This is a genomic window from Klenkia sp. PcliD-1-E, from assembly GCF_024124375.1.
GTDB lineage: Bacteria > Actinomycetota > Actinomycetes > Mycobacteriales > Geodermatophilaceae > Klenkia.
The window spans coordinates 22,458-46,071 of sequence record NZ_JAMXRZ010000020.1 but is presented as its reverse complement, the minus strand read 5'-3'; the positions used below and the strand labels follow the sequence as shown (position 1 = coordinate 46,071).

Annotated in this window: 21 protein-coding genes; 16 read left to right on the top strand and 5 right to left on the bottom strand. The window is 72.3% G+C overall.

Going from position 1 to position 23,614, the window contains the following annotated elements:
* A partial coding sequence (locus NH342_RS06160) for a DUF4192 family protein (RefSeq protein WP_253012747.1) occupies positions 1 to 376 on the top strand: 376 nt, incomplete at its 5' end.
* Here NH342_RS06160 and NH342_RS06155 read toward each other — a convergent pair.
* Positions 356 to 2,443, bottom strand: a complete 2,088-nt coding sequence (locus NH342_RS06155; RefSeq protein ID WP_253012745.1) for a S9 family peptidase — start codon at positions 2,441 to 2,443, stop codon at positions 356 to 358. The two genes, NH342_RS06160 and NH342_RS06155, sit on opposite strands and share 21 nt — an antisense overlap.
* 49 nt (positions 2,444 to 2,492) lie before the next feature.
* Positions 2,493 to 3,182 (bottom strand): metal-dependent transcriptional regulator, encoded by a 690-nt coding sequence (locus tag NH342_RS06150; protein ID WP_253012743.1) that lies wholly within the window; start codon positions 3,180 to 3,182, stop codon positions 2,493 to 2,495.
* A gap of 143 nt (positions 3,183 to 3,325) precedes the next feature.
* Here NH342_RS06150 and NH342_RS06145 point away from each other — a divergent pair, with 143 nt between their 5' ends.
* Entirely contained in the window at positions 3,326 to 4,510 is a 1,185-nt protein-coding gene (locus NH342_RS06145; protein WP_253012741.1) for an acetoin utilization protein AcuC, read from the top strand.
* A complete protein-coding gene (locus NH342_RS06140) occupies positions 4,503 to 7,196 on the top strand; it encodes a bifunctional GNAT family N-acetyltransferase/acetate--CoA ligase family protein (protein WP_253012739.1) in 2,694 nt (897 codons plus the stop codon). Before NH342_RS06145 ends, NH342_RS06140 begins: the two co-directional genes overlap by 8 nt.
* 46 nt (positions 7,197 to 7,242) lie before the next feature.
* Here the strand turns inward: NH342_RS06140 and sigB are convergent, their stop codons facing one another.
* Together sigB and dtd are read right to left on the bottom strand one after the other, a co-directional pair.
* A complete protein-coding gene (sigB, locus tag NH342_RS06135) occupies positions 7,243 to 8,226 on the bottom strand; it encodes an RNA polymerase sigma factor SigB (protein ID WP_308200618.1) in 984 nt (327 codons plus the stop codon).
* A 233-nt stretch (positions 8,227 to 8,459) separates the two neighbouring features.
* Positions 8,460 to 8,906 carry a D-aminoacyl-tRNA deacylase gene (gene dtd, locus NH342_RS06130; RefSeq protein ID WP_253012737.1) on the bottom strand — a complete coding sequence of 149 codons (447 nt, stop codon included), beginning with the start codon at positions 8,904 to 8,906 and terminating at the stop codon, positions 8,460 to 8,462.
* Between the two features lie 25 nt (positions 8,907 to 8,931).
* Between dtd and NH342_RS23275 the strand changes: the two genes are divergently transcribed.
* Positions 8,932 to 9,060: a hypothetical protein gene (locus NH342_RS23275; protein ID WP_256479564.1), complete on the top strand. Its 129-nt coding sequence runs from the start codon at positions 8,932 to 8,934 to the stop codon at positions 9,058 to 9,060.
* Positions 9,061 to 9,351: 291 nt separating this feature from the next.
* Here the strand turns inward: NH342_RS23275 and NH342_RS06125 are convergent, their stop codons facing one another.
* On the bottom strand, positions 9,352 to 10,389 hold the full coding sequence (locus NH342_RS06125; RefSeq protein WP_253012735.1) for a TerC family protein: 1,038 nt from the start codon (positions 10,387 to 10,389) through the stop codon (positions 9,352 to 9,354).
* Between the two features lie 103 nt (positions 10,390 to 10,492).
* On the opposite strand from NH342_RS06125, the gene NH342_RS06120 reads away from it, so the two are divergent.
* The 12 genes from NH342_RS06120 (at position 10,493) to NH342_RS06065 (ending at position 23,397) form a co-directional block, all read left to right on the top strand.
* Positions 10,493 to 12,610 carry a TerD family protein gene (locus tag NH342_RS06120; RefSeq protein WP_253012733.1) on the top strand — a complete coding sequence of 706 codons (2,118 nt, stop codon included), beginning with the start codon at positions 10,493 to 10,495 and terminating at the stop codon, positions 12,608 to 12,610.
* A 114-nt stretch (positions 12,611 to 12,724) separates the two neighbouring features.
* Positions 12,725 to 13,300 carry a TerD family protein gene (locus NH342_RS06115; RefSeq protein ID WP_253012728.1) on the top strand — a complete coding sequence of 192 codons (576 nt, stop codon included), beginning with the start codon at positions 12,725 to 12,727 and terminating at the stop codon, positions 13,298 to 13,300.
* A 27-nt stretch (positions 13,301 to 13,327) separates the two neighbouring features.
* Complete coding sequence (locus NH342_RS06110; RefSeq protein WP_253012725.1) at positions 13,328 to 13,906, top strand: TerD family protein; 579 nt, start codon at positions 13,328 to 13,330, stop codon at positions 13,904 to 13,906.
* 5 nt (positions 13,907 to 13,911) lie between these two features.
* A complete protein-coding gene (locus NH342_RS06105) occupies positions 13,912 to 14,613 on the top strand; it encodes a hypothetical protein (RefSeq protein ID WP_253012722.1) in 702 nt (233 codons plus the stop codon).
* 42 nt (positions 14,614 to 14,655) lie between these two features.
* Entirely contained in the window at positions 14,656 to 15,231 is a 576-nt protein-coding gene (locus tag NH342_RS06100; protein ID WP_253012719.1) for a TerD family protein, read from the top strand.
* Between the two features lie 30 nt (positions 15,232 to 15,261).
* On the top strand, positions 15,262 to 16,488 hold the full coding sequence (locus NH342_RS06095) for a toxic anion resistance protein (protein ID WP_253012716.1): 1,227 nt from the start codon (positions 15,262 to 15,264) through the stop codon (positions 16,486 to 16,488).
* Between the two features lie 39 nt (positions 16,489 to 16,527).
* Positions 16,528 to 17,028: a hypothetical protein gene (locus tag NH342_RS06090; RefSeq protein ID WP_253012713.1), complete on the top strand. Its 501-nt coding sequence runs from the start codon at positions 16,528 to 16,530 to the stop codon at positions 17,026 to 17,028.
* A gap of 43 nt (positions 17,029 to 17,071) precedes the next feature.
* Entirely contained in the window at positions 17,072 to 17,626 is a 555-nt protein-coding gene (locus NH342_RS06085) for a TerD family protein (RefSeq protein WP_253012710.1), read from the top strand.
* Entirely contained in the window at positions 17,623 to 18,876 is a 1,254-nt protein-coding gene (locus NH342_RS06080; RefSeq protein WP_253012753.1) for a hypothetical protein, read from the top strand. Before NH342_RS06085 ends, NH342_RS06080 begins: the two co-directional genes overlap by 4 nt.
* Complete coding sequence (locus NH342_RS06075; protein WP_253012707.1) at positions 18,873 to 20,072, top strand: HpcH/HpaI aldolase/citrate lyase family protein; 1,200 nt, start codon at positions 18,873 to 18,875, stop codon at positions 20,070 to 20,072. The genes NH342_RS06080 and NH342_RS06075 overlap by 4 nt, the downstream gene beginning before the upstream one ends.
* Positions 20,069 to 22,564: a phosphoribosyltransferase gene (locus NH342_RS06070; protein WP_253012704.1), complete on the top strand. Its 2,496-nt coding sequence runs from the start codon at positions 20,069 to 20,071 to the stop codon at positions 22,562 to 22,564. The genes NH342_RS06075 and NH342_RS06070 overlap by 4 nt, the downstream gene beginning before the upstream one ends.
* Positions 22,561 to 23,397, top strand: coding sequence for an HAD family hydrolase (locus tag NH342_RS06065; RefSeq protein WP_253012701.1), 837 nt, complete (start codon positions 22,561 to 22,563; stop codon positions 23,395 to 23,397). The genes NH342_RS06070 and NH342_RS06065 overlap by 4 nt, the downstream gene beginning before the upstream one ends.
* The last annotated feature ends 217 nt before the right edge of the window (positions 23,398 to 23,614 follow it).

Genomic DNA, 23,614 nt, shown 5'->3' with positions numbered 1-23,614 from the left:
CACCGCGTCGTTGGCCGACCACGACGTGGCCGAGCTCGGGTGGGCGCTCACCGACGTGGAGGTGCGCGACCGGGCCGCCGTGCTCACCGTCGGGCCCGACGCGTGCGCTGCGGCCGCCCTGTGGCTCGAGCTCACCCGCCGGCTGCCCGACCCGCTCACCGCGCCCCCGGCCACCCTGCTGGCGGCAGCAGCCTGGGCGCGCGGCGACGGCACCACCGCCCGGGCGGCGCTGGACCGCGCCCTGGTCGCGCAGCCGTCCTACGGGCTGGCCCGGCTGCTGGCCGACGGCCTGGACGCCGGGCTGCCGCCGTCGGTGGTCCGCCAGTGGCTCACCGCGGCGGCGTCCGAGCAGGTCTCAGAGGAGCTCGGGGCGTGACCAGTCCTCGCCGAGCACGTGCTCGGCCAGGAACGCCAGCACCGTCTCGTACCAGACCGTGTGGTTCCCCGGGGTCAGCACCCAGTGGTTCTCGTCCGGGAAGTACAGGAACTTCGAGGGGACCCCGCGCTTCTGCAGGTCGTACCAGAGCCGCAGGCCCTCGCCGATCGGCACCCGGTAGTCCTTGTCGCCGTGGATGACCAGCACCGGGGTGGTGATGGCGTCCGCGTAGCGGTGCGGCGAGTTCTGCTCGTAGCGCGCCGGCTCGGTCAGCGGGTCGCCGAACTCCTTCTCCCAGTAGAACGCCGCGTCGGTGGCGCCGATGAACCCGTCGAGGTGCCACAGGCTGGCGTGGGTCACGATCGCGTCGAACCGGTCGGTCCGGGTGGCCACCCAGTTGGCCATGTAGCCGCCGAAGGAGCCACCCATGGCCGCGGTGCGGGTGCCGTCGACCTCCGGCAGCTCGACCGCGGCGTCGGTGGCGGCCATCAGGTCGGTGTAGGGCGCCCCGCCCCAGCTGCCCCAGCCGCGGCGGACGAAGTCCTGCCCGAAGCCCTGCGACAGCGCCGGGTTGGGCAGCAGCACGGCGTAGCCCTGCGCGGCCATCACCCACGGCAGCCAGCGCCACGACCAGCCGTTCCAGCTCATCAGCGGGCCGCCGTGGATCCACAGCAGCAGCGGCGCCGGCGCCTCCGCGGACGCACCCTCGGGCAGCACGAGCCACGACTGCACCTCGACGCCGTCGGCGGCGGTCGCGCGCAGCTCGCGCAGGGTGCCCGGCAGGGCCGCGACGGTGCCCGGGTTGGGCAGCGGGTCGGGCTGCTGGTCGGTGGCGACCGGGTCCAGCCGGACCGGGGCCGGCGGGTGGTCGAACGCCGAGCGCAGCGCGTACAGCGCCGACCCGTCGCGGGCCACCTGCAGGTCGGAGTAGGCGCCGTCCCGGGTCAGCCGCACCGGCGCCTCGCCGGGCACCACCCGGAACACCGCGTGCCGGCCGTCGTCGTCGGCGAGGAAGTAGACGGCCTCCCCGGCGGCGTCGAACTGCGGCGCCGAGGGCCAGCGGTCGAAGCCGGCGGTGAGGTCGGTGGCGGCGCCCGAGGCGACGTCGACGACCAGCAGGGTGTGGTCCGGCGGCTCGGCCTGGGTGGTCTCGCTCTCCCGGTTGCACACCACGCGCGTGGAGTCCGGCGACCACGCCGGCGAGCCGATGTCGGCGTGCTCGTCGTCGACCAGCACCCGGGTCTCCCCGGTGGCGGTGTCGGTGAGCACCAGCCGGTTGCGCCACGAGGCGCCCGCCTCGGGGACCTCCTCGGCGCGGGCCAGCCACCGGCCGTCGGGGGAGAGCGCGACGTCGCCGCCGGCGCCGTTCGGCGGCGCCGCAGCGGGGGTGAGGTCGCGCCACTGCGGCTGCGTCCCCTCCGCCGTGACCTGCCCGACGAACAACGCCCGGGCGACGGCCGGGCCGAGGTCGTGGTCCCAGAACCGCACCGGGTAGCTCTCGTGCAGGATCGCGGTCACCCCGGCGTCCTTGCGGGCCTTCCGGCGGGCGTGGTCGGCCTCGTCGTCCGCGGCGCCCGGGGTCGCGGTGGCCACCACCACCACGTCGCCGCTGTCCGCGGCGACGGTGACACCGCTGATGCCGTGCCGGCGTCCGAGCACCCGGCGGGCCTCACCGCCCGCGGCGTCCAGCGCCCACAGGGCGGGCTTCGGGTCCCCGGCGTCCTTGGCCGCGTCGGGGTCGGGCCGGGCGGAGGTGAACAGCAGCGTGCCGTCGGGGGCGAAGACCGGCGAGGACTCACCGGGCGCGCTGCGGGTCAGCCGGCGGGCGTCCTGGGCACCGGCGGGGTCGACCTCCCACAGCGCGGTGCGCCAGCTGGTGCGGTCCGGCGACAGGGTGGCCACCGAGGTGACCAGGCGGGTGCCGTCCGGGGACAGTGCCAGCCCGGACAGCCGGGGCAGGGCCATCACGTCGGCCAGCCGGGAGAAGGCGGTGCCGCCGCCGTCGAGCGGCTGGGCGGCGATCTCGTCGGTCATCCCGACCGGGGCGTCGTGCTCGGGCGTCGTCACCCGCGCCAGCGTAGTGCGCAGGTCATGAGCCCGGCGAACGACGTGAGGGTCAGTGCGCGGGGACCGGCTCCTCGGCGGGGGAGACGAACACGTGCTGGGCCACCCCCGGGGGCAGGACGGCGCCGCCGATGCTCACCGACCCGCCCGTGAGCACCGCCCGCACCGTCGAGCCCGGGCGCACGCCCTGGTCGGCCAGCGCGCGCAGCAGGTCCTGGTCCTCCTGCAGCTGCTCGCTGATCCGGCGCACCACCACGGGCGCCCCCTCGGGCGTGGCGGAGGTCGACAGCAGCGTCAGCGACTCCTGCTGGGCGACCGGGTCGGCGCCGAGGGCGTCCAGGCCGGGGATCGGGTTGCCGAACGGGGAGACCTGCGGGTTGCCCAGCAGCGTGAGCAGCTTGCGCTCGACCGCCTCGCTCATCACGTGCTCCCAGCGGCAGGCCTCCTCGTGCACGTCGGCGTAGTCCAGGCCGATGACGTCGACGAGCAGGCACTCGGCCAACCGGTGCTTGCGCATCACCGCGGTGGCCAGGGCGCGCCCCTCGGCCGACAGCGCCAGGTGCCGGTCGCCCTCGACGGACAGCAGGCCGTCGCGCTCCATCCGGGCGACCGTCTGGCTGACCGTGGGGCCGCTCTGGTGCAGCCGCTCGGCGATCCGGGCCCGCAGCGGCGTGATGCCCTCCTCCTCGAGCTCGAAGATGGTCCGCAGGTACATCTCGGTGGTGTCGATGAGGTCGTTCACGCCAGGCTCCTCCGTGCAGGGGTCTGGCGCCCAGCCTACGGGGGCCGCGCCACCTCCCCGGGTCGCCGCGAGCGGGCGCGACCGGACCGCACGGGCGGTAGCGTCGCGCGCGTGATCAGGCAACGACGCCGGGGACGCGGGCAGTGAGCGACGGGGTCAGCGTGGTCTGGGACGACGCCTACCTCGGTTACACCTGGGGCGGTGACCACCCCATGCACCCGGTGCGGCTGGACCTGACCATGCGGCTGGCCGACACCCTCGGCGTGCTGGCCGGCGACCGGGTCGACGTCGTCCGGCCCGAGAGCGCCGGGGAGGACCTGCTCACCCTGGTGCACGACGCCGAGTACCTGGACGCCGTGCGGCGGGCGCCGTCGGACCCCACCGGCGTCGGCCACGGCCTCGGCGGCGCGGACAACCCGGTCTTCGACGGCATCTACGAGTCCGCGGCGCTCATCGCCGGCGGCTCGGTCACCGCGGCGAAGCTGATCCACGAGGGCAGGGCGCAGCACGCGGTCAACATCGCCGGCGGCATGCACCACGCCATGCGCGAGTTCGCCAGCGGTTTCTGCGTCTTCAACGACGCCGCGATCGCCATCGCCTGGCTGCTGGGCCAGGGCTACGAGCGGATCGCCTACGTCGACCTGGACGTGCACCACGGCGACGGCGTGCAGGCCGCCTTCTGGAGCGACCCCCGGGTGCTCACCGTCAGCGTGCACCAGACCCCGCTCACCCTGTTCCCCGGCACCGGCTACCCCGAGGAGACCGGCGACCCGGACAAGGCCCCGGGGACGGCGGTCAACCTGGCGCTGCCCAACGGCACCGACGACTCCGGCTGGCTGCGCGCCTTCCACGCCGTCGTCCCCGGCGTGGTGAAGGCCTTCGCCCCGCAGATCCTGGTCACCCAGTGCGGCTGCGACACCCACCACGAGGACCCCCTCGCCGACCTCGGCCTCACCGTCGACGGCCAGCGCGCCTCCTACGCCGCGGTGCACCAGCTCGCCCACGAGGTCTGCGACGGCAAGTGGCTGGCGCTCGGTGGCGGCGGGTACGGCCTGGTGCGTTGCGTGCCCCGTGCCTGGACCCATCTCATCGCCGAGGCCTCCGGTCACCCGCTGGCCCCCGGCACGGCCATTCCCGACTCGTGGGCCCGGGACGTGCTGTCCAAGGGCCTGCGGATCGAGCCGCCGGGCTCGATGACCGAGGGCGGCTGGACCGGCTTCACCCGCTGGGACCCCTTCACCGAGAGCCGCGTGGACCGCGCGGTCACCCGGGCCCGCACCGCCGCCTACCCGCTGTTCGGCCTGGACCCGGACGACCCCCGTGACTGACCCGACCGTCCCCGAGCACCCCGTCCCCCCGCCGGGCTGGGAGGCCGACGTGGTCGCCGCCGACGGCGGCACGGTGCACCTGCGCCCGATCACCCCCGAGGACGCCGACGGCATCCAGGGGCTGATGGAGCGCAGCTCCGACCAGACCCGGTACTACCGGTTCTTCGGCCCGATGAAGCGGTTGAGCGACAAGGACCTCTACCGGTTCACCCACGTCGACCACGACCACCGGGTGGCCTTCGTCGTCCTGCTCGGCGACGAGCTCATCGGGGTCGGCCGCTACGACCGCTACCCCGGCACCGACGACGCCGAGGTCGCGTTCCTCGTCGAGGACGCCCACCAGCGGCGCGGGCTGGGCTCGGTGCTGCTGGAGCACCTGGCCGCCGCCGCCCGCGAGCGCGGCATCACCCGGTTCGTGGCCGAGGTGCTCAGCCAGAACACCGGCATGGTGCGGGTCTTCCTGGACGCCGGGTACGAGGCCCGCCGGTCCTACGAGGACGGCGTCGTCCACCTCACCTTCCCGATCGCGCCCACCGAGCAGGCGCTGGCGGTGACCTACGAGCGGGAGCAGCGCAGCGAGTCCCGCTCCATCGGCCGGCTGCTCACCCCGCAGTCCGTCGCGGTGGTGGGGGCCAGCAACGACAGCACCAAGATCGGCCACGCGGTGCTGCGGAACCTGCTCGACGCCGGGTTCGCCGGGCCCATCTACCCGGTGAACCCCGCCGTCCGGCACGTCGCCGGGGTGCCCGCGCACGCCTCCATCGAGGACATCCCCGACGACGTCGACCTCGCCGTCCTCGCCGTGCCCGCCACCGAGGTGCCCGGCGTGGTGGAGGCCTGCCGGCGCAAGCGGGTCAAGGGCCTGGTGGTCATCTCCGGCGGCTTCGGCGAGACCGGACCCGAGGGCCTCGCCGCCGAACGGGACTTCGTCGTTGCCGCCCGCGCCTCGGGCATGCGGGTGGTCGGCCCCAACTGCCTGGGCCTGGTCAACACCGACCCCGCGGTCAGCCTCAACGCCAGCCTCGCGCCTCGGGTGCCCGGCCGGGGCCGGATGGGGTTCTTCGCGCAGTCCGGCGCGCTGGGCGTGATGCTGCTGGAGCGGGCCAGCAACCGCGGGATCGGGCTGTCCAGCTTCGTCTCGGCCGGCAACCGGGCCGACGTCAGCGGCAACGACATGCTGCAGTACTGGGCCACCGACCCCGGCACCGAGGTCGTGCTGCTGCACCTGGAGAGCTTCGGCAACCCGCGCAAGTTCGCGCGGCTGGCCCGTCGCGTCGGCCGGGACAAGCCGGTGGTGGCGGTGAAGAGCGGCCGGCACGTCGGGATGACCGCGGGCCTGGCCGGCACCAGTGTCACCGTCCCCGAGGAGTCGGTGGCCGCGCTGTTCGCCTCCGCCGGGGTCATCCGGGTGCAGACCCTGGCCGAGCTGTTCGACGTGGGCACCCTGCTGGCCCACCAGCCGCTGCCGGCCGGCAGCCGGGTCGCCATCGTCGGCAACTCCACCGCGGTGGGCGTGCTCGTCGCCGACGCCGTGCTGGAGCAGGGCCTGCAGCTCGCGCACGAGCGCCCGGTCGACATCGGCACCGGGGCGCCGCCGGACGAGTTCCGTGCCGCCCTGCAGGCCGCCGTCGACGACGACGCGGTGGATGCGGTCATCGCCGTCTACCTGCCGGCGCTGGCGCACGAGACCGAGCCCTTCGGCCGGGTGCTGCGCGAGATCTCGGCCGGGGCGACCAAGCCCTTGGTGGCCAACTACCTGTCCACCGACGGCATCCCCGACGTCCTGGTGGTGCGCGGTGAGGACGGCATGCCCGCCCGCGGGTCGGTGCCTTCCTTCTCCACCCCCGAGCGGGCGGTGATCGCCCTCGCCCGGGTCGCCGAGTACGCCGCCTGGCGCCGGCGCCCGGCCGGCGAGGTGCCCGAGCTGGACGTCGACGAGGCCGCGGCCCGCGCGGTGGTCGACGGCGCGCTGGCCGAGGGCGGCGGCCGCGAGCTCACCGACGAGGAGGTCATCGCGCTGCTGGGCGCCTACGGCGTGCCACTCCTGCGCTCCCGCCGGGCCGAGGACGCCGAGGCCGCGGTCGCCGCCGCCGAGGAGGTCGGCTACCCCGTGGTGCTGAAGTCGACCGCGCCGTGGCTGCGGCACCGCGCCGACCTCGGCGGCACCCGGCTGGACCTGCGGGACGCCGACGACGTCCGGGCCGGGTTCGAGGCCATCCCCTCCGACGACCCGGTGATCGTGCAGGAGATGGCCGCGCCCGGCGTCCCCACCGTGGTGGAGGTGGTCGACGACCCGTCCTTCGGTGCGCTGGTCAGCTTCGGGGTGGGCGGGGTGGCCACCGACCTGCTCGGCGACCGCGCCTTCCGCACGTTGCCGCTGACCGACACCGATGCCCGGGAGATGGTCCGTGAGCCGCGGGCCTGGCCGCTGCTGGACGGCTACCGGGGCAGCGAGCCGGTCGACGTCGCGGCACTGGAGGACCTGCTGCTGCGCATCGCCCGGCTGGCCGACGACCTGCCCGAGGTGTTGGCGCTGTCGCTGGAGCCGGTGATCGTGGGGCCGAGCAAGCCGTGGCACGGCGGCCGGTCGCTGGTGGTGGCCGGTGCGGCCGTGCGGGTGGGTCCACCGACCGCGCGGGTCGACCCCGGGCCCCGGCGGATGTTCAGCGCCGCCGACCCCAGGTGAGCACGACGGCGCCAGGCGGGCAGCCGGGCGCCGTCGTCCCCGCCGGCTACGCCAGGTAGTCGCGCAGCGCGTCGGCGCGCTCGGGCGAGCGCAGCTTGCTCATCGTCTCGCGCTCGATCTGGCGCACCCGCTCGCGGGACAGGCCGAAGCGCTTGCCGATCTGCTCCAGGGTGCGGGGCTGCTCGCCGTCCAGGCCGAACCGCATGACGACGACGTCGCGCTCACGGTCCTCCAGCGTGCCCAGCACGTTCCGGACGTCGCCCTTCATCATCTGGAAGGCGACGGCGTCCTCGGCGACCGCGGCGTCGGTGTCCTCGATGAAGTCACCGAGCCGGGACTCCTCGTCGGCGCCGACGGTCTGGTCCAGGGAGACCAGGTCGCGGCTGTACTCCAGCAGCTCGGTGATCCGCTCGGGGGTCATGTCGAGCTCCAGGCCGAGCTCCTCGGCGGTGGGCTCGCGCTCGAGCTCCTGGTGGATCCGCCGGCGGGTACGGACCACCTTGTTGACCTGCTCGGCCAGGTGGACGGGCAGCCGGATGGTGCGGCCGCTGTCGGCCATCGCGCGCGTGATGGCCTGGCGGATCCACCACGTCGCGTAGGTCGAGAACTTGAAGCCCTTGGTGTAGTCGAACTTCTCCACCGCGCGGATCAGGCCGACGTTGCCCTCCTGGATCAGGTCCAGGAACGTCATGCCGTGGCCGGTGTAGCGCTTGGCCACCGAGACCACGAGGCGGAGGTTGGCCTCCAGCAGGTGGGACTTGGCGGCCTTGCCGTCGGCGGCGAGCGCGGTGTAGTCACGCTTGACCGCGGGGGTCAGCTTCTTCTCGGCGAGCAGGCGCTCGGCGTAGAGGCCGGCCTCGATGCGCTTGGCGAGCTCGACCTCCTGCTCGGCGGTGAGCAGCGCGGTCTTCCCGATCGTGTTCAGGTAGACACGGACCAGGTCGGTCGAGACCAGGCCGGTGGTGTCGGGGGTGCGCCGCGGGGTGCGCACGCTGAGGGTGTCGGTGGGGGAGGACTGCAGCAGCGTCACGGTTGTTCTTCGTCCTTGCCTCTCGGGTCGGATGGCCGCCGGTCCTGCTGGCCGTCACCCGGGCGTCTTCGGTGCGGGACGGGGCGCCGGGATCGCCGGCCGAGCCCGTCCTCGGGGTGGTGGCCCCGATGTGGTACGCCCATGACAACGGCGGAGACCACCCCTGGTGTTCCTGACCGTTCCGTCTCACAGTCGACGGACAGGTACGCCCTACCCCGTGACCGCGCCGTCACTCACAGGCGTGTGTTCCAGGTCTCCAGGATCAGTGTGAACGGGCCGTCGTTGGTGCTGCTGACCTGCATGGACGCCCCGAACACACCGGTCGCGACCCGTGCGCCGCGCGCCCGCAGCTCGGTGACGACTGTCTCCACCAGCGGTTCGGCGACCGGCCCGGGGGCGGCTGCGGACCAGGACGGACGGCGGCCCTTGCGCGTGTCGCCCTGCAGCGTGAACTGGCTCACCACCAGCACCGGCAGCCCGAGGTCGGCGGCGGACACCTCGCCGTCCGGCCCCTCGAAGACCCGCAGCTCGTGGATCTTCCGGGCCATCTCGCGGGCCGCCGCGGCGTCGTCGTCCCGGGCCACGCCGACGAGCGCCAGCAGCCCCCGGCCGACCTCCCCGACGACGGCGCCGTCCACGACGACGGAGGCGCTGCTGACCCGGCTCACCACGGCTCGCACGCGCTCGATCTTGCAGGATGTCCCCGTGCCGACCATCCGGATCGCCCAGGACCCCGCCGCCGACGACCTGCTCGGCCGCGACCCGCTCGCACTGCTCCTCGGCATGCTGCTGGACCAGCACGTGTCAAGAGGAAGCAGCGGGCCCGCCTGCTGATCGTCGCTCTCGGGACGACATCACGGAGCACTTCGCCGCTTCTGCGCTCCAGGCAGTCCGTATCGGTCGCCAGACCGAGGTGATCAGCCGTGTTCAAGATGACCACCGAGCGTGGGCACGACTGGGTGCGCGGGCGCCGCACCATCGTCTGTCGACGCAAGCTCGGTTGTATGCCGGGGCACCGCTGACCGTCCACGCCAGAGTCGGAACGTCCCTGCACAGTTCACGACAGCTCTCGACTCGGTAACGGAGAGCGGCCCCGTTCGTCGGGTCGGGTGAGCCTCTCGCTGATCAGACGCCGTCGGTTGGCGAGGTGGATTCCCCGTTCGAGGCTGGGTCCTTGGCTGACGGCGTCGCGGCGTCCTGCTTCTCACCGCGGGTCTTGAGCAGAGAGGCGATCGTGACGATTGCCAACACCCCGAGGATGACGACCAGCGAGAGCCAGGTCGGAATGGTCGGCACGGAGTCGATCGGCTGGCCGTCATTGATGAAGGGCAACGAGTTGTCGTGGATTGCCTCGAGTATCAACTTGATGCCGATGAACCCGAGGATGATGGCCAGCCCGTAGGACAGGTAGACGAGCCGCTTGAGCAGACCGCCCAACAGGAAGTACAGCTGGCGCAGGCCCATCAGGGCGAAGACGTTGGCTGTGAAGACGATGAATGCCTCGCGGGTCAGCCCGAAGATGGCCGGGATCGAGTCCAGCGCGAACAGCAGGTCGGTCGTGCCCAGCGCGAGGATGACAACGAGCATCGGTGTGAAGTAGCTCTTGCCCCCCGTCTTGACGCGCAGCTTGCTGCCATGGAACTCGGAGGTCAGCGGCAGCACCCTGCGGAGGCGCCGGATGAGGGCGTTCTCCTCGTAGTCGTCCTCGTCCTCGCCGCGCACCAGGTTGATGGCCGTGTAGACCAGGAATGCGCCGAAGAGGTAGAAGACCCAGGTGAAGCGCTCGATGAGCTCGGCGCCGGCCAGGATGAAGACCCCACGCAGGACGAGAGCGATGATGATCCCGATCATCAGCACTTCTTGCTGGAGCTTTCGGGGCACCTGGAAGCGGGCCATGATGATGACGAAGACGAAGAGGTTGTCGACCGAGAGCGAGTACTCGGTGAGCCAGCCCGCGTAGAACTGCGTGGCGTAGTCGCCGTTGGTGACTGCCAGCAGCACCAGCCCGAAGAGCAGGGCCAGGCTGATGTAGAAGGTCACCCAGATGCTCGCCTCGCGTACCGACGGCTCGTGGGGCCGTCGAGCGACGATGGCCAGGTCGGCCAGCAGCAGCACCGTCAGACCCACGAAGGTGCTGATCTCGAACCAGACCGGAAGTTCCACGAGCGGGAACACTACGGCTCCGACAACGCACTCTTGGGCAACCACCGACGCGACACGGTGCCGAAACTGTGCCGACCCCGTGTGCGCCTCCTAGGCTGCGACTGTGCGGGGCACAGAGCTGAGCAAGGGCGCCAACAGTCCACTCCCGATCGGGACGCCTGGCGTCCGGTGCGTCGTCTCATGGGGCCGCGCAGAGGTCGAGGTGGATGCTTCTGCACTACTGCTGGACGGTGCCGGGAAGGTCCGGGGCGACGAAGACCTGGTCTTCTACAACCAGCCGACGTCGTCGGACGGCGGGGTTAGGCACCTGGGTGGCAGTCGCACCGACGACGGAGGTCAGGAGTCCGTCGCCGTGGACCTCGAGTCCCTGCCTGATGACGTCGCTGCCGTAGCAGTGGCTGCGAGCGTCGCGACGGGCACACTCGCCGACGTCGAGGAGTTGGCGCTGGTCGTGATGGAGCAGGACGGCCAACCCCTGGTGTTCCACCGCGTGCTGGCTGCGGAGGCGGAAACAGCCATGGTGCTCGGCGAGGTGTACCGCCGGAATGGGGCCTGGCGCATTCGCGCCGTTGCCCAGGGGTGGGCGACCGGACTCGCGGGGTTGGCCACCGACCTCGGTGTGGCCATCGACGACGAGGTCACGGATGAGACGGCCGAGGATGTCCCGTCCGAGATGGCCATCCCCTCGCCACCGGCGACAGGCGACGTGCGCACGGACCACGATGACGAGGTCGCTGTGGTCGAACTGGACCCCGACGGTGCAGGTCCCAGGGCAATCGTCGTCGACCGACCGCCGGCGCAGACCACCCCGGCCGCTCCGACTTCGCCGGCCGCTCGCCCGGGCGCGGGACTCCGCACGCGAAAACAACCCGTCGCCCGGTTCAGTCCGCCGGTCCTCAAGCTCGCCGGCGGTGACGGGTGGACTGCGGCCCGGTTGTTCTCGATCTCCGGGGTGGGCAACGCTGCTGAGCAGGAGAAGCGGGCCACATCGGCACTCCTGGCCACGATGATGGCGGTGAAGCCATTCGGCAGAGGTCTGACCGCGCGGTTCGGGGCCCCGGCCGGGGTCCTCGAGACCTACCTGGAAGTCCCGTTCCACCGCGGTGAAGCCGTCGTCGTGCCCGACGGAGTGCTCCGCGTGCAGCGCGGGGCCCGTCTCTGGACGGCGTTGCTCGAGACCAAGACCGGTACCGGACAACTGCGAACCGAGCAGGTGGAGAACTACCTCGACGTGGCGAAGCGGGAGGGGTTCGACGCCGTCATCACGCTGTCCAACGAGATCGCACCAGGGGTCGGTGAGCACCCCGTGGCGGTCGACCGGCGCAAACTCGCGAAGGTGGCGCTGTTTCACCTGTCGTGGGCCGAGGTCCTGCACGAGGCCCAGATGGTGCTGTCACATCGCGGCGTCGCCGACGCCGGCCAAGCATGGCTGCTGCATGAGTTCCTGCGCTATGTGGAACATCCGCGCTCTGGTGCGGCCGGGTTCAACGACATGGGTCCGTCCTGGGTGCCGGTCCGCGAGGCCGTCGCGGCCGGCACTTTGCGCCCGGGAGACCGCAAGGTGCCAGCCGCAGTCGATGCTTGGATCCGGCTGGTCCGCCAACTGTGCCTGCGGCTCACCGCCGAGCTCGGCGTAGACGTAGCCCACGTGATGCCGCGCAAGCTGGCTACGGACCCGGCTGCCCGCACCCGGGCCGGGGTGGAGACACTGGCGGCGTCTGGCCGCCTCGAGGCCACGCTGCGGGTGCCGGGTGCGGCCGGTCCGCTCGATCTCGTCGCGGACCTCCGTACCGGGCAGGTGACGACGTCGACGCGCGTGTCCGCTCCGCAGGAGGGCACCAATCACCGGCGCATCGCCTGGTTGGTCAAGCAGCTCACGGCTGCGCCCGCCGATCTACTGGTCGAGGCGGACTACGCCGGGGAGACCGCGCCGACCTGTGAACAGCTGCAACTCGTCCGGACCGACCACGCGTGCCTGTCGCCGGTCGGTAGGGCGCCGCTGGTCGCTTTCAACCTGGCGCGCAGCGTCTCCATGGGCACGAAGCGGTCGGGCGTGCGTGGAGCCTTCATCCCCAGCGTCGTGTCGGCGGTCGAGAGCTTCTACAGCGACGTGGTGCAGCCTGTGCGGCCGTGGGTCGCGCGTGCGCCCCGGCTCCCGGAGGACCCTGCCGACGTTCCCGACATCGACCCGGAACCCGCTGCCGAGCTCGATCGTGCTTGAGGGCGGTGGTGGCATGCCGGGGGAACCGAGGCTGCTTAGGATCGATCCCGGCGTGATCGTCGCCACGGGTCGCCAGCGGCTGTCCCGCAAACCGAATGAGGACGGAGAAGACACGTGGCAGTGAGTCTGACCAAGGGTGGGAACGTCTCGTTGACGAAGGAGGCCCCAGGCCTGCGTGCGGTCACCGTCGGATTGGGCTGGGACGCACGGACGACGGACGGGCAGCCCTTCGACCTCGACGCGTCCGCCATCGGGTGCCGCCCTGACGGCAAGGTCGCCTCGGACCAGCACTTCGTGTTCTTCAACAACTTGCGCAGCCCGGACGGCGCCATCGAGCACACCGGTGACAACGTCACGGGGGAGGGGGCAGGGGACGACGAGCAGATCAAGGTCGACCTGGCCGGCGCTCCCGCCGACCTGGACAAGGTGGTCTTCCCGGTGTCGATCTACGAAGCCGACAACCGGGGCCAGAGCTTCGGTCAGGTGCGCAACGCCTACATCCGGGTCGTGAACCAGGCGGACAACGCTGAGATCGCGCGCTACGACCTCTCCGAGGACGCCAGCACCGAGACGGCCATGGTGTTCGGCGAGCTGTACCGCAACGGGTCGGACTGGAAGTTCCGGGCCGTAGGCCAGGGCTACTCCACCGGGCTCGGCGGCATCGCTGCCGACTTCGGCGTCAACGTCTGACCGACCAGACCACGCAAGGGGGATCAAGTGAGCGTCAGCTTGAGCAAGGGTGGCAACGTATCCCTGACGAAGGAGGCGCCGGGTCTCACGTCGGCCCTCGTCGGTCTGGGGTGGGACGCCCGCACCACGTCGGGCAAGGGCTTCGACCTCGATGCCTCGGCGTTGTTGGTCGGGTCCGGGGGGCGGGTGCTGTCCGATGCCCACTTCGTCTTCTTCAACAACCTCACGTCGCCCGATGGTTCGGTCACGCACACAGGCGACAACCTCACGGGTGAGGGTGACGGCGACGACGAGGCATTGGTGCTCGACCTGCCGAGGGTCCCGGACGAGGCCGCGACGATCGTCTTCGCGGTGTCCATCTACGAGGCGCAGGAGCGTTCGCAGTCCTTCGGTCAGGTGCGCAACGCCTACATCCGGGTGGTCAACCAGGCTGACGGCGTGGAGTTGGCCCGCTACGACCTGTCGGAGGACGCATCGTCCGAGACGGCGATGATCTTCGGGGAGATCTACCGCAACGGATCGGATTGGAAGTTCCGAGCCGTCGGGCAGGGCTACACCTCGGGCCTGGGCGGAATTGCCCGCGACTTCGGCGTGAACGTGGGCTGAGGTCAGTGCCCATCGACTACACCAAGCGTCCCAGTGGGCCGCAGCCCGGCGAGCCTTACGGCCGACCGCCGACTGCGCAGCAGGGGAGCCCGGGCAAGGTAACCCTGACGAAGTCCGCCCCGTCGGTGTCGCTGACCAAGAAGGCGTCCGCCGGAGGTGTCCTGCGGGTCAACCTCAACTGGACCGCGCGCCCGCCAGGGGGGCAAGGCGGGGGCTTCTTCCGTCAGCGCGAGCCGGCCATCGACCTCGACCTCGGGTGCCTGTACGAATTCGCCGACGGCAGCAAGGGTGTCGTCCAGGCGCTGGGCAACGCGTTCCACGCGGGGTTGCCCGGTGCGCCGACACCAGCCATCTGGCTCGACGGCGATGACCGCTCCGGCGCCGTCTCGGGTGGGGAGAACCTCTTCGTCGACCTGCGGTACGCCGCGCACATCCGGCGCGTGCTCGTCTTCGCCTACATCTACGAGGGTGTACCGAACTGGGCGGCCGCCCAGGCGCTGGTCACCCTGACCCCGCCTGACGGCCCGCAGATCGAGGTTGCTCTCGACGAGCCGCGCAACGGCGCCATGACCTGTGCGGTCGCCCAGCTCATGCCCTCGGCCGGTGACCTGTCGGTTCATCGCGAGGTGCGCTACGTCGACGGGGCGCAGCCGCACCTGGATGCCGCCTACGGCTGGGGCATCCGCTGGAGCGCGGGCCGCAAGTAGACCGCTCCGCATCCATCGACCACGAACCAGCAGGAGGATCCCATGAGTGTGAACCTCAGCAAGGGCCAGAAGGTCTCGCTGGCGAAGCGCGACGGCGGGCAGCTGACCAAGGTCCGCATGGGCCTGGGATGGGACGCCGTCAAAAAGAAGGGCTTCTTCGGCAGCCGCGACCAGTCGATCGACCTCGACGCCTCCGTGTTGATGTTCGACGCCTCGGGTGCCTTGGTCGACCAGGTCTGGTTCCAGCAGTTGCGCAGCAAGGACGGCTCGGTGCAGCACACCGGCGACAACCGGACCGGCGCCGGTGACGGCGACGACGAATCCGTGCGTGTCGACCTCACCGCCCTGCCGTCGAGGGTGACGACGCTGGTCTGCACCGTCAACTCCTTCACCGGTCAGGATTTCTCGCAGATCGCCAATGCTTTCTGCCGGCTCATCGACGAGACCACCGAGACAGAGATCGCCCGGTACGAGCTCAGCGGCTCGGGCCGGCACAACGCCCAGATCATGGCCAAGGTGTCCCGCGACGGGGCGGGCTGGTCGATGACCGCGCTGGGGGTGCCGGCCTCGGGCCGCACCTTCCGCGACCTGCTCCCGGCCATCGCCAGCAGCCGGTAGCCCACCCCCGCAACCCAGGAGGCCGTTCTCATGTCCGAGCTGGACCTCAGTTCTTCGTCCACACCCACGGCCGGTGCCCAGTCGGCCCCGGCGCCGGGTGCGCTGGTGCTGACGCCGCCGGCGCCGGTCGTCGTCGTCGCCCCCGATCAGGCGGTCGGCGCCGTCGCGCTCGAGGACGCCAAGCAGGTCGAGCTGCGCAGCAAGGCCAACGCCTTCGTCGCCGACCTCGTGTCGCTTGACACCAAGTCACCGGCCTTCGCCCAGAAGGTCGGCTCGATCACGAACATGGGTGACAAGGAGATGCGGGCCTCCGCGGCGGTGTCCAACCGCATGCTCGAGCGCCCCGCGGCGGCCATGGGGGCCAAGGGCAAGGACGGCGACGCCCAGACCCGAGTGTCCAACACCCTCATCGACCTGCGCACCACGGTGACCGAGCTCGACCCGAAGCGGTCGGACCTCACAGGTGTCAAGAAGGTGCTCAAGTGGCTGCCGGGCGGGGACAAGATCGATCGCTACTTCGCCAAGTACCAGTCCGCTCAGTCGCACCTCAACGCCATCATCAAGGCCCTCGAGTCCGGTCAGGACGAGCTGCGGAAGGACAACGCGGCGATCGAGACCGAGAAGGCCAACATGTGGACGACGATGGCCAAGCTGCGGGAGTACAACGAGCTGGCCACCGCCCTCGACCAGGCGCTCGAGGGCAAGGTCGCCGAGCTCGAGGCCGCCGGGCGCACCGACGATGCCACCACGGTGAAGTCCGACGCGCTGTTCCCCGTCCGGCAGCGGCGGCAGGACATCATGACCCAGCTGGCCGTGGCGGTGCAGGGCTACATGGCCCTCGATCTCATCCGGCGCAACAACCTCGAACTGATCCGCGGCGTCGACCGCGCGCAGACCACCACGGTCGCCGCGCTGCGCACCGCGGTCATCGTCTCGCAAGCGCTCAGCCGGCAGAAGCTCGTGCTCGACCAAATCAACGCGCTGAACACGGTGACATCCGACCTCATCGAGTCGACCTCAGCGCAGCTGCGCATCCAGGGCGCCGAGATCAATCAGCAGGCCGCTTCATCGACGATCGACGTCGCCAAGCTGCAGGCGGCCTTCGACAACGTCTTCGCCACCATGGACGCCGTCGACACCTTCCGGGCGCAGGCCGTCACCTCGATGGCCGAGACCGTGCAGGCCCTCGAGGGCCAGATCCAGCGGGCGCAGCCCTACCTGACGCGCGTGCGCGCCAACGAGGTCACCGGGGGGTGACGTCTCCAGCAGGGCCGGCCCCCGCCGGGGAGAACTGACGTGGCCTGGTTCCGGCGCAACGAAGAACCCCGACCTGCGCCGGCACCGACGGGCGACCTGACGGACACGGCCCGGGAGGACACCCCCGAGGCCCTCGACGCCGACATCGATGGCGCGGTCGAACTGGTCAACGCCAGCGCCGGTGAACTGCCCGTCGCGGCTGTCGTAGCCGCCAGGCGGGTGACCGACCTGCTGGCGGAGATCGTGCGCACCTCTGAGCTGCGGCCGCTCGACGTCTATGCGGCCATCTCAGTGCGGGCCACCGCCACGGACTACCTGCCCACCACGGTGCGTACGTTCGTCGCCCTCGACCCCGACCTGGTCGACGTCCCGCAGGCCTCGGGCACCACCCCCACCCGGTCCCTGCTCGAGCAACTCGCCTCGCTCGAGGGGGCGTCCGAGCAGGTGCTGGAGGCCACCCGCAGGCAGGACGTCGACGCCCTCATGACCCAGGGGAGCTTCCTGCGCACGAAGTTCTCCGGCTCCGACCTCGACCTGTGACTCGCTCACCCGACCGGCCCAGGAGGCCCGCACCGTGGCACGCATGAACCGCGGGGCCAACGTGGCCCTGACCCGCGAGATCCCCGGCCTGACCCGGGTCGCGGTCGGGGCGAGCTGGAACGCCGGCAGCGAGCGCGTGCTCGACGAGAACCTCGTGTTGGCGCTGCTGTTGTGCGGCCCGGACAGCAGGGTGCTGTCGGGGGAGCACGTGGTGTTCTTCAACCAGCTCACCTCGCCCGACGAGGCGGTCGCCGTCCGGGACAGGGCCCTGGGCGGTGACCAGGAGCAGGTGGAGGTCGACCTGCAGCGTGTGCCGGCTGACGTATCGCGACTGGTCGCCGTTCTGTACGTCAACGAGGGCACCACCCAGCGCCGCACCCTCGGGCAGTTGAGGTCGGTGTCGGTGGTCGTGCGCGACGGGTACAACCACCGGGAGCTGGTGCGCTCGGAGGACCTCGCCCCCGTGCTGCAGGCCGAGACCGCCCTGGTGCTCGGCGAGGTCTACCGGCACGGCGGGGACTGGAAGTTCAAGGTGGTCGGCGAGGGCTACCGCACGGGGATTGCTGGCATCGCGGCCGACTACGGTCTGCCGTTGTGATCGCCTCGCCGCTCGGGGCCCCGCCACGGCCGGACCTCGACTGGCTGCGGCACCGCACCCGCCGGGCTCCGCTGAGCGCCCCGCCGACCAGCAGCCACGCCGGGGATGGGCCGACCGCGCTGGCGGACTTCCTCGCCGGCCGCACCACCCGCCGGCACCCGCAGGCCGCATCCACCCCCAGCCAGCAGGTCACGCCGGCCGCGCAGCCTGCCCCGGCGTCCCCAGCGGTGTCCCGGGTCGACGAGATCGACCTGTCCGGTAACCCGCTGGACCTGTCGGCGCCGGCACCGACGGGACCGCTTGTCCCCGCACCCGCCCCAGCCCCGCGCGCCCCGACCGCTTCGCCGGCCAACCTGGACCTGTCCGGCGACCCGTTGGACCTGTCCGGTGATCTCGACCTGCCTGGGCCCCCGCAGCGGCCATCGACGGCGCCCGCCACGCCCGACCTCCCGGCCCCAGGGCCGCAGCCCGCAGACACCCCGCGACCGGCTCCCGCGTCCGACCTGGACCTGTCCGGCGGGTTGGACCGGTCCGGCGGCCTGGACCTGTCCGCGCCCCCGCCCCTGCCGCCTGCGCCCCCACCGACCCCCTCGGCGGACCTCGACCTGTTCCCGGAGCCGGCGTCCGGGCCGACCGCCGTGCCCGCCCCGGCGCCGCGGCCGGCACCCGTGGTGCGCGCGACGCCGCGGGTCTCCCCCGGGGGGCGGGTAATCTTGACCTCGCGCGAGCCCACCGTGACCCTCGACCGGCTGCAGTCAGGCATCGGCGGGCTCACCCTCACAGCCGTCTGCTCCCCGGCGGTGGGCGACCTCGTGCTGGGCGCGGTCTACCAGCTGAGCGACGGCACCTCAGGGGTCCTGGGCGCCGCCACCGGCATCTCGACCGCACCGCCGCGCTCGCGCCGCCCCGTATTGCAGGGTGGCCGGGACGAGTTCGAGCGGATCACCGTCGACCTACGGCAGAGCCGATCGCTGCGGCGCTTCGTGGTGTGGGCGACATCGGCGTCCGAGCGCGAGCTGGTCTGGGGCGGCACGCTGCGGCTGGCCACCCACGGCGGCGCGCGGGTCGAGATCCCGCTCGACGTCGGGCGGCACGTCGGCCCGCTCGTCATCGCCTCGGTGTACGCGGTCGACGGCGAGTTCGTTCTGCGCGCCGAGCTCGACCCGGTGGCCGGTGTGGCTCGCGACGTCGCCCGCGCCTATGGCTTCGGCGCGATCACCTGGGCCGACGCGAGGACGCCGGTCTTGTGACCGCCCTGGAGGACGCCGTGCGCCCCGCCGCCCTGCGGCATTTTGCCCACGTGGACGACGACGAGGTGCAACGGCTGTTCCTGCACCCGCCGCAGCCGGTCGGGCGCGACGACGACACAGACGTCGTCGCCCTCGCCCTGGGCGCCACCCTTTACCTGCCCGCGCACCGACCGGCCCTGTCCAGCGACGTCGTGCGCCAGCGTGCGGCCGGGGTGTCCAGCGTCGTGCTCTGCCTGGAGGACGCCGTCGCAGACGACGACCTCCCGGCCGCCGAGGCCAATCTGGTGCGGCACTTGCGCGCCCTGGCCGACGACGGCGCCGAGATCCCGTTCGTATTCGTCCGGGTGCGCCACCCCGCGCAGGTCGGCAAGCTGGTGCACGACCTGGCTGAGGCCGCCGGCGTCCTCACCGGGTTCGTGCTGCCCAAGTTCACCGGCCGCACGGGGCCAGCGTTTCTCGATGCCGTCCGGCAGGCCTCGGTCTACCTGGGCCGGCGGCTGCGGGTGATGCCGGTGATCGAGTCGCCCGAGGTGGCGCACGCCGAGACCCGGGCAGCCACGCTGGCCGACGTCGCCGCGCTGGTGGCTGAGCACCGCGACGACGTGCTGGCCGTGCGCATCGGGGCCACCGACCTGTCGGCGGCGTTCGGGCTGCGCCGGCGGCGCGAGGTCACCGTCTACGACGTGCGGGTGGTCGCCGACGTGATCGCCGACGTCGTGAACGTGCTGGGTCGCTCCAACGGCACCGGGTCGGTCATAACCGGGCCGGTGTGGGAGTACTTCCGCGGCAACCCCGACCGGGTGTTCAAGCCGCAGCTGCGCGAGACCCCGTTCCGCGTGCACGACGAGCGACCGCTGCGCTCGGATCTGCTTGCGCACGACCTGGACGGCCTCATCCGCGAGGTCGTGCTCGACCAGGCCAACGGGTTGGCCGGCAAGACCGTCATCCACCCCTCCCACGTCGCGGCGGTGCACGCGCTGTCGGTGGTCACCCACGAAGAGCACGCCGACGCCCTCGACGTGCTCGGCGCCGGGGCGGGCGGAGGCGCCAGCGCATCGACCTACCGGAACAAGATGAACGAGTCCAAGCCGCACCGCGCCTGGGCCCAGCGCACGGTGCAGCGCGCCCACGTCTTCGGCGTCGCGCGGCCAACCACGTCGTTCGTCGACCTTCTCGGCGCCGGTACGCCCCGGTGAGCGCGCACTCCTGGGCCGGCGACTGGGTCGCCGGCCGGCTCGACGTGAAGGTGCGGACGACGGCTGCGGCCGGTGACTTGAAGGTGCGCGACCTCGTCGGGCTAGCCGTGCGGGTCAACCCTCGCCGCGTCCACCTGTTGGTGAGCACCGTGCTGGGCAAGCACGTGCCGGTCGACCCCGACCTCGCGCGGGGGGCAGGCCTGCTGCTGGGCCGGCTGGTGGCCGACCGGTTGGCCGGAGTGGACACCGGCGTCGGCACCGCGGGTGGCGACCTGCTGGCCCGGGCGCTGCGCGGGGACGGCGATGCCGCAGCCGAGGCCGCCGACGCCCTCGTCGAGTTGGTCGGTGCACCGGCCGACCCGCCGGCCGACGTGCTGGTTCTCGGCTACGCCGAGACGGCGACCGGGCTCGGGCACCTAGTGGGCGACGCCCTCAGCGCCGACGTGCTGCACTCGACCCGCCGGCCGGTGGGCACCACCCCGACCGGCACGTTCGAGGAGGCGCACTCGCACGCGACCGGGCATCTGCTGCTGCCCGAGGACCCCCGGCTGCTGACCAGCGACCGTCCCGTTGTGCTCGTCGACGACGAGCTGTCCACCGGGGCGACGGTCATGGACACCATCCGGGGTCTGCAGGCCCTCGCGCCCCGGCGCCGCTGGGTGGTCGCCGGCCTGGTCGATCTCCGCACCGACGACGCCCGCGCCCAGTTGCACCACTTCGCCGTCGAGCTGGGCATCGAGGTCGACGTCGTCGCCCTGGCCACCGGCGTGGTGGAGTTGCCCGACGACGTCCTGGCTCGCGGCGCCGGCCTGCTCGCCGACCACTCGGCACCCGTCGCCGACCCGCTGGGCCCGTCGGGTGCCCCGCCGATCGAGGTGGCGGCCGTGGTCCCTCACGGCTTTCGGGACGGCGGACGGCACGGGTTCGCAGCCAGGCATCGGGCCGCGCTCGACGGGGCGCTGCCCGGCCTGGCCGACCAGGTGCGGTCCGCACTGGGCCCGGACCCCGGTCGGGTGCTGGTGCTGGGTACAGAAGAGCTCATGCACCTGCCTCTGCGGGTCGCCGCCGAGCTGGCCGGGCGGGGGCTCGACGTCCGGGTCTCCAGCACCACCCGATCGCCGGTGCTGCCGGTCGACGAGCCCGGCTACGCCGTCCGCACGGCCCTGCGGTTCGCCGACCACGACCTCCCGGCTGACGGACCCGGCCCGCGGTTCGCCTACAACATCGCCGCGCCCGCCGGCGGGCACGGGTTCGACGCCGCCGTGCTGGTGGTCGATGACGCCAGCCGCGCATGGGGCGACGGCCCCACCGCACTGCCCCGGGTGCTCGGGGCGGCGGTCGACGGTCCGCTGGTCGTGCTCACCGTGCCCAGCCACCGGCCCACCCCCGACCCGCTGCGCGGCCCCAACTTCGGCTCCTATGCCCCCGACGAGGTTGGCTGGCTGCTCACCGACCTCAGCGACGTGCCGCTCGAGGCCACGATCGAGAGCCGCGAGGCCGCCATCCAGTCCGGCCGCGCGCACTACAGCGAGTCTCTGCCGGTGGAGTACCAGCCCGGGCCTGCCTACCTCGAGCTGTTCGAGCAGGGCCTGGCCTCCTCCGCCGCCCGGCTGGCTGTGGCCGTTGGCGTCGTCACCGAGCGGCTTATCGCCGGTCGCGCCCGCCCGCCGGTGCTGGTGTCGCTGGCCCGGGCCGGTACTCCAATCGGTGTGCTCGTGCATCGGTGGGCCGCACGGCGCGGGCTCGACCTGCCGCACCTGGCCGTCTCGATCGTGCGCGGGCGCGGTCTCGACCCCCGGGCCCTGGACCACCTGGCCGCGCACCACGACCCGGCCGATGTCGTCTTCGTCGACGGCTGGACCGGCAAGGGCGCCATCACCCGCGAGCTTCAGGCCGCGGTGGCCACCGCCGAGGCCGAGCAGCCGCGCGGGTTCACCGCCGACCTCGCCGTCGTAGCCGACCCCGGAGGCTGCACCAACCTCTTCGGCACGCGAGAAGACTTCTTGATCCCGTCGGCCTGCCTCAATTCAACGGTCTCGGGGCTGGTGTCACGTACCGTGCTGCGGGCTGACCTGGTGCCGCCCGGCGGCTACCACGGCGCCAAGTTCTACCGGGAGCTCGCCGCTCAGGACGTCTCGGGCCGGTTCCTGGACACTGTGTCGGCCTGCTTCGACGCCGCAGCCGACGAGGTTGCCCAGCAGGTCGCCGTCCCGGTCGACCGCACCCCCACCTGGGCCGGGTGGGGAGCGGTCGAGGAAGTCGCGGCGGCCTTCGGCGTCAACGACCTCAACCTGGTCAAGCCCGGGGTGGGGGAGACCACCCGGGTGCTGCTGCGTCGCGTGCCCTGGCGGGTGTTGGTGCGGCCCGGCGCCGAGGGCGAGCTGAGCCACGTGTTGCACTTGGCCGCCGACCGCGGGGTGACGGTCGAGGAGCGCCCGGATATGCCCTTCTCCTGCATGGGTCTCATCCAGCCCGGCCGGGGCGACGCATGAGCGACGGGGTGCTGGTCGCCACGGACCTTGATCGCACGCTCATCTACTCGCTCGCCGCCGCCGGCGACCCCCGCCCCGGTGAACGGCCGTGGGTGGTGGTCGAGCGTCTCGACGGGCGGGTGGTCTCCTACGTCACCGAGCTGGCCGCGGCCCGGTGGGCGGCCCTTGCGGCGCAGCGATGCGTCGTGCCGGTGACCACTCGCACACCGGCCCAGCTGGCCCGGGTGCAGCTGCCTGGCCCCCCCGCCCGGTGGGCGGTAGCCGCCAATGGCGGCGTGCTGCTCGTCGACGGCGAGCCCGACCCCGCCTGGAGTGCGCGGGTCCGCGCCGCGCTGGACGCCGTCGCCGGCATCGACGAGGCCCGCGCGGCGCTCGCCCGGGCGTGCGCCGACGACCCGGGCGCCCGGCAGTACGCCGTGCCGGGCCTGTTCTGCTACGCCGTCGTCGACCGGCCCGCGTTCGCCGAGCACCGCCTCTCCGAGCTGCGGACGTGGGCCGCCGCCGCCGGCTGGGGGGTGTCACTACAGGGGCGCAAGCTGTACGTCGTGCCCACGGTGCTGACGAAGTCGGCGGCGGTGGCCGAGGTGGCGGGGCGGGCCGACGCACAGGTGGTGCTGGCGGCGGGGGATTCGTTACTGGACACCGACCTGCTCGAGCACGCCACGCTGGCGGTGCGGCCTGGGCACGGCGAGCTCGCCGACGCCGGCTGGATCCGGCCTCACGTGACGGCGCTGGGGACGCGGGGGATCGCGGCAAGCGAGGACATCCTGGGTTGGTTTGCCGACCGATCCAGCGAATTGGGGAGGCAGCTGCCCTCTGGATCGGGCGGCTAGGAGCTTGACCCGGTAATCCGGGCACCTTCCTGAGGCGCGAAATGGACCGATCCGCTCAGATGGGGGTAGCGAAGCGGCGTTGTCAGCGGATGGTGCTCTCGGTCGCCTGTGGTGTTTGTCGACGTGGCGCAGACTGCCGCCGTGCCGACCATCCGGATCACTCAGGACCCCAGCGCGGACGCGCTGCTCAGCCGGGACCCGCTGGCGTTGCTTCTTG